The 15,297-nt window shown below is 73.0% G+C and carries 18 protein-coding genes; 4 read left to right on the plus strand and 14 right to left on the minus strand.

Annotation, left to right across the window (positions count from 1 at the left end; translation table 11 throughout):
• The 9 genes from lepB to BLV02_RS36965 form a co-directional block, all read right to left on the minus strand.
• Entirely contained in the window at positions 1 to 738 is a 738-nt protein-coding gene (lepB, locus tag BLV02_RS00225; protein WP_069113940.1) for a signal peptidase I, read from the minus strand.
• A 140-nt stretch (positions 739 to 878) separates the two neighbouring features.
• Positions 879 to 1,229 carry a 50S ribosomal protein L19 gene (rplS, locus tag BLV02_RS00230; RefSeq protein WP_069113941.1) on the minus strand — a complete coding sequence of 117 codons (351 nt, stop codon included), beginning with the start codon at positions 1,227 to 1,229 and terminating at the stop codon, positions 879 to 881.
• Positions 1,230 to 1,358: 129 nt separating this feature from the next.
• On the minus strand, positions 1,359 to 2,141 hold the full coding sequence (gene trmD / locus BLV02_RS00235; RefSeq protein ID WP_069113942.1) for a tRNA (guanosine(37)-N1)-methyltransferase TrmD: 783 nt from the start codon (positions 2,139 to 2,141) through the stop codon (positions 1,359 to 1,361).
• Positions 2,138 to 2,644 (minus strand): ribosome maturation factor RimM, encoded by a 507-nt coding sequence (rimM, locus tag BLV02_RS00240; RefSeq protein ID WP_069113943.1) that lies wholly within the window; start codon positions 2,642 to 2,644, stop codon positions 2,138 to 2,140. The genes trmD and rimM overlap by 4 nt, the downstream gene beginning before the upstream one ends.
• Positions 2,645 to 2,651: 7 nt before the next feature.
• Positions 2,652 to 2,891, minus strand: coding sequence for an RNA-binding protein (locus BLV02_RS00245; protein ID WP_053206828.1), 240 nt, complete (start codon positions 2,889 to 2,891; stop codon positions 2,652 to 2,654).
• On the minus strand, positions 2,891 to 3,487 hold the full coding sequence (rpsP, locus tag BLV02_RS00250) for a 30S ribosomal protein S16 (protein WP_069113944.1): 597 nt from the start codon (positions 3,485 to 3,487) through the stop codon (positions 2,891 to 2,893). The genes BLV02_RS00245 and rpsP overlap by 1 nt, the downstream gene beginning before the upstream one ends.
• 164 nt (positions 3,488 to 3,651) lie before the next feature.
• Entirely contained in the window at positions 3,652 to 4,872 is a 1,221-nt protein-coding gene (locus BLV02_RS00255; protein ID WP_069113945.1) for an MFS transporter, read from the minus strand.
• Positions 4,873 to 4,876: 4 nt separating this feature from the next.
• Positions 4,877 to 5,119 (minus strand): hypothetical protein, encoded by a 243-nt coding sequence (locus BLV02_RS00260; protein WP_074946028.1) that lies wholly within the window; start codon positions 5,117 to 5,119, stop codon positions 4,877 to 4,879.
• A gap of 9 nt (positions 5,120 to 5,128) precedes the next feature.
• A complete protein-coding gene (locus BLV02_RS36965) occupies positions 5,129 to 5,740 on the minus strand; it encodes a winged helix-turn-helix domain-containing protein (protein WP_069113947.1) in 612 nt (203 codons plus the stop codon).
• Positions 5,741 to 6,533: 793 nt separating this feature from the next.
• Here BLV02_RS36965 and BLV02_RS00270 point away from each other — a divergent pair.
• On the plus strand, positions 6,534 to 7,532 hold the full coding sequence (locus tag BLV02_RS00270) for an IS481 family transposase (protein WP_141711773.1): 999 nt from the start codon (positions 6,534 to 6,536) through the stop codon (positions 7,530 to 7,532).
• 175 nt (positions 7,533 to 7,707) lie between these two features.
• On the opposite strand, the gene BLV02_RS00275 is transcribed toward BLV02_RS00270, so the two are convergent.
• Together BLV02_RS00275 and ffh are read right to left on the minus strand one after the other, a co-directional pair.
• Positions 7,708 to 8,799 (minus strand): amidohydrolase family protein, encoded by a 1,092-nt coding sequence (locus BLV02_RS00275; protein WP_245737686.1) that lies wholly within the window; start codon positions 8,797 to 8,799, stop codon positions 7,708 to 7,710.
• Positions 8,796 to 10,397, minus strand: a complete 1,602-nt coding sequence (gene ffh, locus BLV02_RS00280; protein WP_069113948.1) for a signal recognition particle protein — start codon at positions 10,395 to 10,397, stop codon at positions 8,796 to 8,798. Before ffh ends, BLV02_RS00275 begins: the two co-directional genes overlap by 4 nt.
• A gap of 95 nt (positions 10,398 to 10,492) precedes the next feature.
• On the opposite strand from ffh, the gene BLV02_RS00285 reads away from it, so the two are divergent.
• From BLV02_RS00285 to BLV02_RS00295, 3 genes are read left to right on the plus strand one after another with little or no spacing between them, the layout of a single operon-like run.
• Complete coding sequence (locus BLV02_RS00285; protein ID WP_069113949.1) at positions 10,493 to 11,095, plus strand: GNAT family N-acetyltransferase; 603 nt, start codon at positions 10,493 to 10,495, stop codon at positions 11,093 to 11,095.
• Positions 11,088 to 11,900, plus strand: a complete 813-nt coding sequence (locus tag BLV02_RS00290; protein WP_069113950.1) for an alpha/beta hydrolase — start codon at positions 11,088 to 11,090, stop codon at positions 11,898 to 11,900. The genes BLV02_RS00285 and BLV02_RS00290 overlap by 8 nt, the downstream gene beginning before the upstream one ends.
• Entirely contained in the window at positions 11,897 to 12,487 is a 591-nt protein-coding gene (locus BLV02_RS00295; RefSeq protein WP_069113951.1) for a histidine phosphatase family protein, read from the plus strand. Before BLV02_RS00290 ends, BLV02_RS00295 begins: the two co-directional genes overlap by 4 nt.
• Here the strand turns inward: BLV02_RS00295 and BLV02_RS00300 are convergent.
• From BLV02_RS00300 to BLV02_RS37420, 3 genes are read right to left on the minus strand one after another with little or no spacing between them, the layout of a single operon-like run.
• Positions 12,484 to 13,362, minus strand: a complete 879-nt coding sequence (locus tag BLV02_RS00300) for an aminoglycoside phosphotransferase family protein (protein WP_069113952.1) — start codon at positions 13,360 to 13,362, stop codon at positions 12,484 to 12,486. The genes BLV02_RS00295 and BLV02_RS00300 overlap by 4 nt on opposite strands.
• 56 nt (positions 13,363 to 13,418) lie before the next feature.
• Positions 13,419 to 14,255 carry an ABC transporter permease subunit gene (locus BLV02_RS00305; RefSeq protein ID WP_069114053.1) on the minus strand — a complete coding sequence of 279 codons (837 nt, stop codon included), beginning with the start codon at positions 14,253 to 14,255 and terminating at the stop codon, positions 13,419 to 13,421.
• A gap of 5 nt (positions 14,256 to 14,260) precedes the next feature.
• Positions 14,261 to 15,190 (minus strand): ATP-binding cassette domain-containing protein, encoded by a 930-nt coding sequence (locus BLV02_RS37420; RefSeq protein WP_069114054.1) that lies wholly within the window; start codon positions 15,188 to 15,190, stop codon positions 14,261 to 14,263.
• Positions 15,191 to 15,297 lie beyond the last annotated feature (107 nt).

Below are 15,297 nucleotides of genomic sequence, written 5' to 3' on the forward strand. Positions count from 1 at the left end.
TCAGGGTTCGGGGACGTCGTCGAAGACGCCGTTGCTGCCGAGGCCGCCCCAGCGGCTGAACGGCCAGGCGATGGCGAACGCCCGCCCGACCACGAGGTCCTCGGAGAACGTGCCGTGGATGCGGGAGTCGCCGGAGTTGGAACGGTGGTCACCCATGACGAACAGCTCGCCCTCGGGGACGGTGCGCTCGAACTCGTTCAGCGACGGGGAGTCGCCCGGGTACAGGTAGGACGACTCGTCGACGGCGGTGCCGTTGACGGTGAGCAGCCCGGCGTCGTCGCAGCAGGCCACGGTGTCGCCGCCGACGCCGATGACGCGCTTGATCAGGTGTTCCTCGGAGTCGTCGGGCAGCACGCCGACGAACTCGAAGACGTCCTTGATGGCGCCGCCGACGCCGGTGCCGCCGGACGGCGCTTGGTCGCCCAGCCAGCGGTCGGGGTCTTCGAACACGACGACGTCGCCGCGGTGGATATCACCGAAGTGCAGGCTGACCTTCGACACCAGCACGCGGTCGCCGACGAGCAGGGTGTCTTCCATCGAGCCGGACGGGATGAGGAACGCCTGGACGAGGAAGATCCGCACGACCGTGGCGATGAGCAGGGAGAGCGCCACCACGATGGCGGTCTCCTTGAAGAAGGCGGCCAGCCCGTTCCGAGTGCCGTTGGCCGGCGTCTCGGTGTCGTCGCCACCGCGACGCGGGCCCCCGTCGCCTTCCCGAGGCGCGTTCTCCTCGGTCACGGCATCTCCCTGGGGTTTCCGGGGCGAGCCCGGCGAAGAGTCGAACGCTTCCGGTGGCACGTGAGCAACAATACGTGCCTCGGGCACGCGACCCGGCGGCGGTGCCGTGCCATGCCGCCGGGTTCCCCGTCAGGGGAGCGTCAGGCCGTCTCGCGCTTCTCGCGGATCTTGGCGGCCTTGCCACGCAGGTTGCGCAGGTAGTAGAGCTTCGCCCGGCGGACGTCGCCGCGGGTGACCAGCTCGATCTTCTCGATGACCGGGGTGTGCACCGGGAACGTGCGCTCGACGCCGACACCGAAGCTCACCTTGCGGACGGTGAACGTCTCGCGGATGCCCGAGCCCTGGCGGCGGATGACGACGCCCTGGAAGACCTGGATACGGGAGCGGTTGCCCTCGACGACGCGGACGTGAACCTTGAGGTTGTCGCCGGCGCGGAAGGCGGGGATGTCGTCGCGCAGCTGCGCGGAGTCGACGGAGTCGAGCAGGTGCATGCTGTGTTCGCTCTCTCGCCGGCGCCACAGGTCGCCCGCGGAATCAGGTGCTGTCAGGGTCGGTGTGACCGGACCTTCGCGTCGGCGCTCCCCCTGTGGCAGGGGCGTCGCGAGCCGGGCACCAGCGGATCAGTCTGCCACAGACGGCGGCGGAACCGGAAACCCGGCCGCGTCGAGCACCTCGCGGTCGCGCGCGTCCAGCGCCGACGGATCGAGCCGGGCGACGAGGTCCGGACGGCGCTCGGCGGTGCGGCGCAGCGCCTGGTCGCGGCGCCACCGCGCGACGTTGCCGTGGTGGCCGGAGAGCAGCACCTCGGGGACGTCCAGCCCGCGCCACGTCGGCGGCTTGGTGTAGACGGGGTACTCGAGCAGGCCGTCGGCGCCGTGCGACTCCTCGACCAGCGACTCGGGGTTGCCGACGACGCCGGGCAGCAGCCGCGCGACCGCCTCGACGACGACCAGCGCGGCGACCTCGCCGCCGTTGAGCACGTAGTCGCCCAGCGACAGCTCGGTGACGGGCAGGCGGGTGGCGGCGTCCTCGACGAGGCGCGCGTCGATGCCCTCGTAGCGCCCGCAGGCGAACACCAGCCACGGCTCGCCGGCCAGCTCGTGCGCGACGTCCTGGGTGAACGGCCGCCCGGACGGCGTCGGCACCAGCAGCCGCGGCATGCTGCCGGACGCGCCGGAGCCGATGACGTCGTCGAGCGCCGCGCCCCACACGTCGGGCTTCATCACCATGCCGGCGCCGCCGCCGTACGGGGTGTCGTCGACGGTGCGGTGGCGGTCGGTGGCCCAGTCGCGCAGGTCGTGGACGCGCAGGTCAAGGACGCCGGCTTCGCGGGCCTTCCCCACGAGGGAGAGGTCCAGCGGCGTCAGATAGTCCGGGAAGATCGTGACGACGTCGATTCTCATTCGAACAGCCCCGGTGGCGGGTCGACGACCAGCCGGGACGCCGCGACGTCGATCTCCGGCACGATCTCGGTGACGAACGGCACCAGCGCCTCTCCCCCGCCGGGCCGCCTGACGGAGAGGAGGTCCTGGCCGGGTGCGTGGATGATCTCGCGGACGACGCCCAGCTCGGCGCCGTCGACGCCGACGACGGCCAGCCCGACCAGCTGGTGGTCGAAGAACTCGTCGGGGTCGCCGGTGGTGGCGCCGTCGGGGATCTCGGCCAGCAGCAGCGTGCCACGCAGCCCTTCGGCGACGGTGCGGTCGGGGACGGCGTCGAACGTCACCAGCAGCCGCCCGCTGTGCCAGCGGGACCCGAGAACTGTCAGCGGGCCCCGCTGGGCGGGATCGGTGGCGAGGACGGCGCCGTCGGCGAACCGCTCGTCGGGCGTGTCGGTGCGGACGTCCACGGAGACCTCACCGCGGACCCCGTGCGCGCGCCCGATGCGCCCGACGGTGACGATCACCGTGGGGTCAGCGCCCGTCGACGTCGACGAAGTCGATGCGCACGCCGCCGTCCGAGGACAACGCCGCGACGACGGTGCGGAACGACGTGGCCGTGCGGCCGCCGCGGCCGATGACCTTGCCGAGGTCGTCGGGGTGGACCCGGACCTCGAGCAGCCGGCCGCGGCGGAGCTGACGCGTGCGCACGCTGACGTCGTCGGGGTGGTCGACCACCCCGGCGACCAGGTGCTCCAGCGCCTCGGCCAGCATCAGGACTCGTCAGCCTTCGCCTCGGCGGCCGGCGCGTCGTCGGCCTTCGGCTCCTCGGCCTTGGCCTCGTCGGCCTTCGCCTCGGCGGCAGGCGCCTCGGCGGCGGGCGCCTCGTCAGCCTTGGGCTCGTCGGCCTTCGGCTCCTCGGCCTTGGGCTCGTCGGCCTTCGCCTCGGCCTTGGCCTCGGACTTCTTGGCGGCCGACTTCTTGGCCGGCTTCTTCTTCGCCGTGGTGGCCTCGGACCTCGGCTCGCCGTGCACCTCGGCCAGCGCGGCGTCGAACGCGGCCCGCTTCTCCGGCTTCGGCTCGGCGACCTTCAGCGTGCCCTCGGCGCCCGGGAGGCCCTTGTGCTTCTGCCAGTCGCCGGTGACCTTGAGGATGGCCAGCACCGGCTCGGTCGGCTGCGCGCCGACGCCCAGCCAGTACTGCGCGCGCTCGGAGTCGACCTTGATGAGGCTCGGCTCGAGCTTCGGGTTGTACAGGCCGATCTCCTCGATGGCCCGGCCGTCGCGCTTGGTGCGAGAGTCGGCCACGACGATGCGGTAGTGCGGCGAGCGGATCTTGCCCATCCGCTTCAGCTTGATCTTGACAGCCACTGGGGTGGAGTCTCCTTGGATGTTCACGCACGGGTGAGCCGTCGTCACCTGAGTGGGGCACCGGTCACGACGGTTCGATGGATCCGGAGCTCGAGGGTGAGAGGGCCGCACGATCGCCGGTTCAGCAGGTCATTGTGCCAGATCGCGGCGCGCGGACCCAACTCCTACACCGTCTCGGTGGCTGGTTGCTCGTCCGCGACGGCGACGGGCGCGGCCACGCGGCGCGCGAGGAGGACGATGCCGCAGGTCAGGACCGTGACGGCCATGGCGGCGACGAGCACGCGGTAGTCGACGACGGAGATCAGCGCCGCACCGGCGGCCGTGCCGGCGACCTGTGGCCCGTTCAGCACCATGTTCGTGGCGGCGGACGTGCGGCCCTGCAGGCGGGCGGGGGTGAGCCGCTGCCGCAGCGTCACCATGCCGACGACGGCCCACACCACGCCCACCCCGAGCACGACCGCCCCGGCCGCGACGACGACGGTGGACGCCACCAGCACCGCGCCCAGCCCGGCGGCGACCGCCGCGAGCCCGACACCCACCGCCGTCCGCTCCCCCGTCCGCCCGATCAGCAGCGCCACCGTCAGCCCGCCGACGATCGAGCCGCCGCCCTGCACGCTGGCGAGGACGCCGAAGAACTCGCTCGGCATGCCCAGCGCCTCGACGACGGCGAACGTCGTGGAGTTGGCGAGGCCGGTGATCGCGACCGCGACGCCCAGCAGCAGCGTGAGGTCGGCCAGCTGGGGCGTATCGCGCAGGTGCCGGAACCCGGCGGTCAGCTCGCGCCGGAACCCTTCGCGTTCGTCGGCAGGCGCCGGCGGGCTCTCGTCGACCCGCACCGTCAGGACCAGCAGCGCGGCGATGACCAGCATGGACGCCGTCAGGACGGCGACCGCGCCGCCCCCGTAGAGGGCGTAGACGCCGGCGCCGGCCAGCGGCGTGAGCAGCCGCAGCCCCTGGTCGAGCGTCGTGAGCAGCCCGTTCGCGCCGGCCAGGTCGTCGTCGTCGAGCATGTCCCTGAGCAGCCCCGACTGCGCCGCGCTGGTGACGTAGCCGACCCAGCCGTACCCGAACGTGACCAGGTAGATCAGCCAGAGGTCGGCGGCATCGTCGACGGCGAGCAGGGCCAGCACCCCGGCGGCCGCGACGACGTTGACCACGGCGACCAGGCGCTTGCGGGACAGGCGGTCGGCCAGCTGCCCGGCCAGCGGCGCCAGGAACACCGGCAGGCCGAGCATGAGGAACACCAGGCCCGCGGCGGCGTTGCTGCCGGTGAGATCCTTGGCCCAGATCGCGACCGTCAGGTACAGCGCGCTGTCGCCGAAATTGCTGAACGTCCAGGCGACGGTGAGGCGGCGGAACGGCCGGTGCGCCAGCGCGGACGGCACCGGCTCAGGCCGCGCTGATCAGCCGGGTGACGGGGCGCGTGGTCGCCGCGCTTGCCGCGCCCGCCGCGCCCGCCGCGCCCGCCGTCGCGCCGGCTCGGCGGTCGAGGCGGGCGGCGAGCCGGGCGGAGCGGTCGGCCCAGCGGCGTAACCGGCGGGCGCGGACGAGGTCGCGGACGGCCCGGTAGCGGGCGGCGGACGTGCGGCGCTCGGCGTGCGGGTCGTGGTGGAGGCTGGGCTCGATGAACATGGCGGTCTCCTACGGCTGGTCGTCGGCTGTGCTGTGGGTGTCGAGGTCGGGGTCGGGGCTCAGGGCGCCGAGGAAGTGGACGACGCGGGCGTCGTCGGGCCGGGACGCGGGATCTTCGCGGCGGTGCCCGAACCGCGCCACGATGTCGTCGGTGAACGCGCCCAGCCGGTCCATGACCTCGGTGAGCTCGTCGCGCGTCAACCAGAAACTGGACGTGTTGATGACCATGGACTGATCCCAGCCCGGCCCCAGCTCAGCCGCCCGGCCGATGGTGCGCAGCAGACGGTCGGCCTCACGCTCGACGACGACCCGCGCGAACGCCGACGCCTCGCGCACCGACTCGGGGTTGTCGACGTCGGGGCCGACGGTGCGGTTGCGGCTGACGAGACGCCACGGCTTCTCCCGCCCGCGCGGCTCGCCCAGCTCGACGTAGCCGTACTTCGCCAACATGCGCAGGTGGAACGAGCAGCTGGCGACGCTCTCGCCGGTGCGTTCGGCGCACTCGGTGGCGGTGAGCTCGGGCTCGATGCCGAGGAGGTCCATGAGCTGGAGGCGGAGCGGGTGGGCCAGCGCCCGCATCGACTGCGGGTCGGTGACCTTCTGGTGCTGCTCGCTGGGCATGACCTAAAGGTACCTTGCTAAAGCGTTCTTTAGCAAGGGTTGTTGAGCAAGAAGTCTTGTGCAGGGTTTGACTGGGCGTGGGGTTCGCTGGGGCGCGGGTTCGCCGGGGCGCGGGGTTCGCTGGGCGGCCAGCGGGCCGGGCTCTCGTTGGCTGGGTTCGCACCGTTGGCCTGCCCCCTGCTGCTTTCGATTGTCGGGGGCGCGGGAGGCCGCCTCAAGCGGACCTCTTGGTTGGCGCTTCGCGCGGCGGAGGACCGCTTGACCCGGCCGCCCGCGCCCCCGTTCAAGCAGCGTCAGGGGGCCGGCCGAACAATGGGCCCGGCTTCTGGCCTCGCTGGGCTTTCGCTCCGCTGGCCGCTCACTGGCCGTGGGTGGTGTTCTTGGCTACCGGCTCCGCTGTTGGTTCCGGTCCGCTGGCCGCTCGCTGGCCGCTTCGGGTGTGGCGACCGGCTCCGCTCGGGTCATGGTTCGCTGGCCGGTCGCTGGCAGGTGCTGGTCCAAGATCATCCAGGTTTTGGGGCGTGATAGCGCCCCAAAACCTGGATGATCATGATGCGGGAGCCGGGGCACGTCGCGCGGCAGCTCGCCTGCGGCCGGCGACGGGGGCGCGAAGTGGCGCGGGCCGACGAGGTCGTTGCGCGAGCGTCGCGTGGGGGTAGGTATGACCCGCCCCTCTAGGTGTGATGTCCAGGCAGGTTGTACCGCTGGGTATCGGTGAGTTGTCTGACAGGTGAAGGCCTCCGGTTGTGAAGTGGAGCTGTCTAGTTCACCGCTTCACCGACCGGAGGCCCTCGTGTCCCACGCTAACGCTGCACTGACTCCACGCGCGCGTCTGCGCCTTGCCCGACTCGTCGTCGACCGTGGCTGGACCTATACCGCCGCGGCCAAGATGTTCCTGGTCACCCCGCGCACCGCGAAGAAATGGGCCGACCGCTACCGCAGCGAAGGTGCTGCCGGGATGAGCGAGCGCAGTTCGCGGCCACACTCCAGCCCCACCAGAACCAGCCCACAGCTGGTACGGCGCATCGTGCGGCTGCGGTGGCGGCATCGGCTCGGCCCGGTCCAGATCGCCGGCAGACTCGCAATGTCCGCGTCGACCGTGCACGCGGTCCTGGTGCGCTGCCGGATCAACCGGCTGCGCCACATCGACCGCGTCAGCAGCGAACCGGTGCGTCGCTACGAGCATCCGCATCCGGGCTCGCTGATGCACGTCGATGTCACCAAGTTCGGCAACATCCCCGATGGTGGCGGGCACCGCTTCCTCGGGCGCCAGCAAGGTGACAAGAACCGAGAAACCACGGCGAACCGAACCGGACAACGCGACCACCGCCACCACCCCCGAACCGGCACCGCATTCGTGCACACCGTCATCGACGACCACTCCCGCGTCGCCTACGCCGAGATCTGCACCGATGAGAAGGCCACCACCGCCATCGGCGTGCTGCACCGTGCGGTGGCCTGGTTCGCCGAGCACGCCGTCACCGTCGAGCGCGTCCTGTCCGACAACGGCAGCTGCTACCGCTCCCACGCCTGGCGCGACGCCTGCACCGAACTCGGCATCACCCACAAACGGACCCGCCCCTACCGCCCGCAAACCAACGGCAAAATCGAACGCTTCCACCGCACCCTGGCCGACGGCTGGGCCTACACACGCCTCTACGAATCAACCCAGCAACGCAACGATGCCCTGCCCGGCTGGCTCCACTTCTACAATCACCACCGCGCCCACTCCGCCATCGGAGACCAACCACCGATCAGCCGCTTGACCAACCTCCCTGGACACCACACCTAGGGAGGGTGCCCACCCTACGGGCGGGCACCGACAGACTCCCGCCGACACCGACACCGACGTCGATACCGACACCGACAGACGCCCGCCGACACCGGCGCCCGGTCGGCCGGTCAGACGGCTGCCGCCGGCCCGTCCGCCGACCAAGCGGTTGCCGATCAGAGGGTTGCCGCCGGGGTCAGCGGACGACGCGGCCGCGGAGGATGATGCGGACGGGGTCGAGGAGGGTCGTCGGCGTGACGCGGGGGTCGTCGGCGTAGAGGCAGAGGTCGGCGGGCGTGCCCTCGTCCAGGAGGCCGCTGCCGCCCAGCAGGTACGAGCGCGCCTTCCACGAGGCGGCCGCGACGGCGGCTTCGGCGGGGATGCCGGCGGAGACGAATTCCAGCACCTCGCGCGCGAGCAGCCCGTGCGGCAGCTGGCCACCCGCGTCGGTGCCGGCGAACACGGGGACGCCGGCGTCGTAGGCGTCGCGGACATTCGAGTAGCGGCGTGCGTGCAGCGAGCGCATGTGCTCCGCGTAGCCGGGGAACTTCGCCTCGCCCTGGGCGGCGAACTTGGGGAAGTTGGCGATGTTGACGAGGGTGGGGACGAGCGACACGCCGCGGGAGGCCATGAGGGCGACGAGATCCGGGGACAGCCCGGTGCCGTGCTCTATGCCGTCGATGCCGGCGCCGAGGAGGTCGGGCAGCGCGTCCTCGCCGAAGACGTGCGCCGTCACCCGGGCGCCCAGTTCGTGCGCCCGCTCGATGGCGGCGTCCAGCGCCCACCGCGGCCAGCACGGCGAGAGGTCGCCCTTGTCGCGGTCGATCCAGTCGCCGACCAGCTTCACCCAGCCGTCACCGCTGCGGGCCTCCTGCTCGACGTAGGCGACGAGCTCGTCGGGCTCGATCTCCCAGCCGAAGTTGCGCAGGTAGCGCTTGGTGCGGGCGATGTGACGGCCGGCCCGGACGATGCGCGGGAGGTCGTCGCGGTCGTCGATCCAGCGGGTGTCGGCGGGCGAGCCGGCGTCGCGGACGAGGAGGACGCCGATGTCGCGGTCGGTGAGCGCCTGCTGCTCGGCGACGTCGTCGGGGACGGCGCCGCCGGCGGCGAGGCCGACGTGGCAGTGGAGGTCGACGAGGCCGGGGAGGATCCAGCCGGTGCCCACGCTGACCGCGTCGGGCACCGACTCGAACGTGACGACGCCGTCACGCACCCACAGGTCGCGGTGCTCGGCCTCGGGCAGGAGCACTCCGCGCACGTGCAGCGCGGGCGCCGGCGACGGCGTCACCGCCGCTTGAGGAACTGCGCGATGTCGTCGGGCAGGTCGAAGTTGCCGTCGCCCTCGGGTGCGTCGCCGCCGAACGCGGACGGCAGCTGGCCGGGCTGCGGCTCGGCCGCGCGCTTCTCGTCGGCGGCCGCGAGCTGCGCCGCCCGCTTGGCCGGGTTGCCCGAGCGCGCCCCGCGCTTGCCCTTCTTGCCCTGCTTCGGCTGCTTGCCCTTGCTCTTCTTGCCGCCGATGGCGGGCATGCCGGGGATGCCACCGGCCATGCCGGGCATGCCCGGGATGCCGCCGAGCTTGCCCCGCGCGGCCTGGCTCATCATCTCGCGGGCCATGAAGAACCGCTCGACCAGCTGGTTGACCTCGCTGACCTGACGGCCGGAGCCCTTCGCGATGCGGGCGCGGCGCGAGCCGTTGATGATCTTCGGGTTGGCCCGCTCGCCCGGCGTCATGGAGTGGACGATGGCCTGGACGCGGTCGAGCTCGCGCTCGTCGAAGGAGTCGAGCGCCTCGCGCATCTGGCCGGCGCCGGGGAGCATGCCGAGCAGGCTCTTGAACGACCCCATCTTCTTGATCGCCTGCATCTGCTGCAGGAAGTCGTCGAAGGTGAAGTCCTTGCCGCCCTTGGCCTGCAGCTTGCGGGCCATCTCCTCGGCCTGGTCGGCGTCGAACGCCTTCTGGGCCGACTCGATCAGCGTCAGCATGTCGCCGAGGTCGAGGATGCGCGAGGCCATGCGCTCGGGATGGAACACGTCGAAGTCGGTGAGCTTCTCGCCCGCCGCCGCGAACATCACCGGCTTGCCCGTGACGGACGCGACGGACAGCGCGGCGCCACCGCGGGCGTCGCCGTCGAGCTTGGTGAGCACGACGCCGTCGAAGCCGACGCCGTCCTGGAACGCGAGCGCGGTGGTGACGGCGTCCTGGCCGATCATGGCGTCGACGACGAACAGCGTCTCGTCGGGCTGGACGGCGTCGCGGATGTCGGCGGCCTGCTTCATCAGCTCTTCGTCGACGCCCAGCCGGCCGGCGGTGTCGACGAGGACGACGTCGTAGAGGCGGCTGGTGGCGTGCTCGATGCTGGACTTCGCGACGGCGACGGGGTCGCCCACGCCGTTGCCCGGCTCGGGCGCCCACACCGCGACGCCGGCCCGCTCGCCGACCACCTGCAGCTGGGTGACGGCGTTGGGGCGCTGGAGGTCGGCCGCGACGAGCAGCGGCTGCTTGCCCTGCTCCTTCAGCCAGAGCGCGAGCTTGCCCGCCAGCGTCGTCTTACCGGCGCCCTGCAGACCCGCGAGCATGACGACCGTCGGCGGCTGCTTGGCGAACCGCAGCCGGCGGGTCTCGCCGCCCAGGATGCGGACCAGCTCGTCGTTGACGATCTTGATCATCTGCTGGGCCGGGTTGAGGGCCTGCGAGACCTCCTCGCCGCGGGCGCGCTCGCGGACCGCGGCGATGAAGTCCTTGACCACCGGCAGCGCGACGTCGGCCTCGAGCAGCGCGACGCGGATCTCGCGGGCGGTGGCGTCGATGTCGGCCTCGGAGAGGCGACCCTTGCCGCGCAGGTTCTTGAACGTCGCGGTCAGGCGGTCGGTGAGCGTGGCGAACACGTCTGCTGATGTCCTCGGGGTCGTCGGCAGGGTACGGGAGTCCCTCGCAAGCCTAACGCGCTGCCCTCCCCCGTGGCATGCGCCAGACTGCCCGTATGGCCGACGACGTCCGGATCCACCCCGCGACGGCGGATCGCTGGGACGATCTGCGCGTCCTGCTCGCACCGCGCGGCGAGGGCGCCGACGCCTGCTGGTGCCTGGCCTGGCGGCTGCCGTCGGGCGAGTTCGGGCGGCTGCCCGGCCCGGACCGCGAGGACCGGCTGCACGAGCTGGTCGCCGGCCCCCTGCCGCCCGGCCTGCTCGCCTACGTCGACGGCGAACCGGCCGGCTGGTGCGACGTCGGGCCGCGGACGGCGATGGCGCGGCTGGTCCGCTCGACGACGATCCGGCCGGTCGACGACCTCCCGGTGTGGTCGGTCGTGTGCTTCGTGGTACGGACGGGCTACCGGCGGCGCGGGCTGGCGGAGGAGCTGCTGCACGAGGCGGTCGCGTTCGCGGCGGCGCACGGCGCGCCCGCCCTGGAGGGCTACCCGGTCGAGACCGGCGGGGCGCGGCTCAGCACCTCGCTGGCCTACGTCGGCACGACGGGGATGTTCGAGCGGGCCGGGTTCGCCCGCGTCGCCGCGACGGACGCGACCAGCGCCCGGCGGCCGCGGTGGGTCATGCGCCGCGACCTGGGCGGGGCGGCGCGTGCGTGACCCGCGCGAGGTGCTGACGCGGGCCGCTCCCCCGCCGCGGTGGACGGTGGCCTACGGCGCCCTGCCCGACCAGGTGATCGACGTGTGGCCGGCGGACGGCGACGGGCCACGGCCGCTGGTCGTCGTGGTGCACGGCGGGTTCTGGCGGGCGGAGTACGACCGGCGGCACGCGTGGCCCGAGTGCGCCGGGTTCGTCGCGGCGGGGTACGCGGTGGCGGCGGTCGAGTACCGGCGGACGGGCGCGGGCGGCGGCTGGCCGGCGACGTTCGACGACGCGGCGGCGGCGCTGGACGCGGCGCCGCGGCTGGCGGGCGAGGTCACGGCGGTGCGTCCGGGCCGGGTCGTGCACGTGGGGCACTCCGCGGGCGCCCACCTCGCCGTGTGGGCGGCGTCGCGGGGACGGCTGCCGGCCGGTGCCCGCTGGGCGCCGCCCGTGCCCGAGGCGCACCCGGCCGGGGTGGTGTCGCTGGCCGGGGTGCTCGACCTGCGCGCGGCGTTCGAGCTGCGGCTGGACGGCGGCGCCGCGGACGAGCTGCTCGGCGGCGGGCCGGACGAGCGGCCGGAACGGTACTCCGTCGCGGACCCGCTGGCACTGGCGCCGCCCGGGCGACCCGTCAGGCTGCTGCACGGCACCGCCGACCGGCAGGTGCCGCCGGAGCTCAGCCGCCGCTATGCTGCCGCGGCCGGCACGGGCGCGACGCTGAGAGAACTGGACGGCGTCGAGCACTTCGGGCTCATCGACCCCGAGTCGAGCGCCTGGCCGGCCGTGCTCGACGCCGTCGCCGAGCTGATGAGGAGCGCATGACCGCCACCCGCTACCTGTACCTCGCCCGCCACGCCGAGGCCGCGCCCGACGACACCGGGCTGAGCGCCGCGGGCCGGCGGCAGGCCGAACTGCTCGGGCAGCGCCTGCGCGACGGCGGGCGCTGGTTCGACGCGGTCTGGCACGGGCCGCTCCCCCGTGCGGCCGAGACCGCGCGCATCGTCGCCGCGGCCCTCGGGACCGAGCCGGTGCAGACGGCGGCGGCCGGCGACTACGTGCCGCACCGCGACGACGTCCCCGCGGCCTACCAGGGCTTCGTCGACCAGTTCGACGACGACGGGGGCGCGGAGCTCGCGGCCGAGGCGGTCCGGCGGTTCACCGGGACCGCGGACGGCGACGCCGAGCGGCACGAACTGGTGGTGACGCACGCGTTCACGATCGGCTGGCTGCTCCGGCACGCCCTCGACGCGGCGCCGTGGCGGTGGCTGACGGTCAACCAGGGCAACGCGGCGCTGACGGTGATCCGCTACGCGCCCGAGCGCGCGCCGTCGGTCCTGGTGCACAACGACACCCGGCACCTGCCCGACGAGCTGCGCTGGACCGGCTTCCCGGACGCGTTGAGGGTCTAGGGGGCGAGCTTCACCGCGACGTCGTAGAGGTCGTGCCACTCGGGCGCCTCCTGGGCGCAGCGGGCGAACAGCCAGAGCCGCAGCCGCTCGGGGTCGAGGTCGAGCAGGCCGGCCATGCGGTCGGACAGCGCGCCGGGGTCGGCCATCAGGCGGTCCATGTTGAACATGTGCTGCGTGGCGTCGTAGGTGCGGTCGCCGACGTACGGCTTGGGGTCGATGACCAGCCACGGCTCTCGCTGCGCCGCAACGATGTTCTCGGGGTGCAGGTCGGTGCAGAGCAGGACGTCGTCGTCGCTGCCGAGCGGCAGTTCGCGGTAGAGCGTGACGCCCTCGCGGAGCAGGCCGCGGTCGAACGCGGGCGGCGCCGACCCGGCCCGCTGGTCGAAGTCGCGGGCCCAGAACTCGCACATCGACGCCAGCGAGCGGAACGGATGCCCCTCGGGCGGACGGCGCCAGAGCCGGCGCAGCAGCCCGGCCAGCACGACGTCCTGCTCGAGCGGCGGCATCGCCCGCGCCAGCGGCGTGCCCGGCTCGGCCCGCTCCAGCAGCAGTGCGCTGGTGTCGTCGAACGTGTCGTCGGCATGCACCCGCACGGCGCCGTCGCCGTCCCAGAACCGCAGGCCGGCGGCCTCGTGCTCGGCCTCGGCGTGCCGGAAGCCGACTTTGAGGACGACGGCGTCGCCGGCGGCCGTGGTGGCCGGCGCCACCCACGAGCACTGCCCGCCCGGCTCGTACGCCTCGTCGACGTTCAACTCCCACCGCGCCACCACCGCCGGCACGACCGACGGCAGTGTCGCCGCCCATTCCGTGAGCCGCGGCTCCTGACCGCCGGCGGCGAACTCGGCGAGTTTCGTGGGCAGGCGGAAGGCGGTCACGCCGGTATTCAAACCGACGCGACCGCCGCCGCGCACGCCGTTTTCAGACAGCACTGTCAGGCGTCGCGCCTGGAGAACAGCCAGCCCGAGATCAGCAGCAGCAGCGCCGCCTCGCCGGCGAACACCCCGATGCCGGTCCACGGCCCCAGCAGGTCGGGGTTGAAGGACTCGACGGTGGCCATCGTCGTGCCGGCGTTGCCCGGCATCAGCTTCGTCAGCCACTCGCCGGCGGCGCCGGGGATGAGGCCGACCAGGTTGCCGACGACGAAGATCAGCGCGATGCCGACCGTGACCGCCCCGGCGGTGTGGCGCAGCAGCAGGCCGAGGCCCAGGCCGAACACGCCCAGCACGGCGAGGTAGAGACCGCCGCCGGCCATCGTCCGCAGCACCTCGGGGTCGCTGAGCGTGAGCCCGATGCCCTCGCGGTCGAGGAAGAAGTTGCCGGCCAGGATCGCGAGGGTCGACGTGATGGCTCCGAGCACCAGCAGCAGCCCGGCGAGCACCGTCGTCTTGGCGGCCAGCACCGACCACCGGCGCGGCGCCGCGGCGAGCGTGGTGCGGATCATGCCGCTGGAGTACTCGGCGGTCGCCACCAGGATGCCCAGCACGAGCGCGGCGATCTGGCCGAACATCAGGCCCCAGGTGACGAACGCGCCGATCGGCTCGCCGGCGCTGTCGTCGGCGAGCTCACCGGCGACGCCCCAGCAGATCAGCGCCGTCAGGCCGACGCCGAGGACGACCAGCGAGGCGAGCGTCCAGACGGTGGAGCGGACGGTGCGGATCTTCGTCCACTCGGCGTCGAGGATGCGGCCGAACGTGAGCCGGGGCCGGCCGACGTCGGCGCGGTGGGCCGGCGGCGACGCCGGCGGGGTCAGGGTCGAGGACGTGCTCATGGTGGTCACACTCCGGCGGGGACGGGCTGGTCGGTGCGGGCGTGGTACTCGACGCTGTCGGCGGTGAGGCGCATGAACGCCTCCTCGAGCGAGGCGCTGACCGCGCTCAGCTCGTGCAGGTACAGCCCGCGCGAGCCGGCGACGTCGCCGATCTGCTCGGGCGTGGCGCCGTCGACGAGCAGCGCGCCGTCGTCGTCGCGGCGGATGCCCCAGCCCCGCTCGCGCAGCGCCTCGGCCAGCGCGCCGCCCTGCGGCGACCGGACCCGGACGTGGGCGGCGGAGTTGCGGGCGATGAAGTCGGACATGTCGGTGTCGGCGAGGATGGCGCCGCGCCCGATGACCAGCAGGTGGTCGGCGGTCAGCGCCATCTCCGACATGAGGTGGCTGGAGACGAACACCGTCCGGCCCTCGGCGGCCAGCGACCGGATGAGGGTGCGGATCCACCGGATGCCCTCCGGGTCGAGGCCGTTGACCGGCTCGTCGAACAGCAGCACGCCGGGGTCGCCGAGCAGCGCGGCGGCGATGCCGAGCCGCTGGCCCATGCCGAGCGAGAACCCGCCGGAGCGCTTGCGCGCGACGGCCTCGAGCCCGACCATGCCGATGACCTCGTCGACGCGGCGGCGCGGAATGCCGTTGGTCTTCGCCAGCCACAGCAGGTGGTTGTAGGCCGTGCGGCCGCCGTGGATCGCCTTCGCCTCCAGCAGCGCGCCGACCTCGTGCAGCGGCGCGGGGAGGTCGCGGTAGGCGCGGCCGTTCACGGTGACGCGGCCGCCGGACGGGTGGTCGAGGCCCATCACCATGCGCATAGTCGTGGATTTCCCGGCGCCGTTCGGGCCCAGGAAGCCGGTGACCGCGCCGGGCCGGACCGTGAAGTCGATCGCGTCGACCGCGGTCTTGTCTCCGTAGCGTTTCGTCAGCCGTTCCGCTGTGATCATGGCGGTCACGTTACGACCATCACTGACGATGAAACAGCAGTTCAAGGGTGGTTTCAGGGCTGACTCAGGGACATCTCGGGGTGGTCCCTGAGCCGGCCCCTTAGACG

This window comes from Jiangella alba (genome assembly GCF_900106035.1).
GTDB lineage: Bacteria > Actinomycetota > Actinomycetes > Jiangellales > Jiangellaceae > Jiangella > Jiangella alba.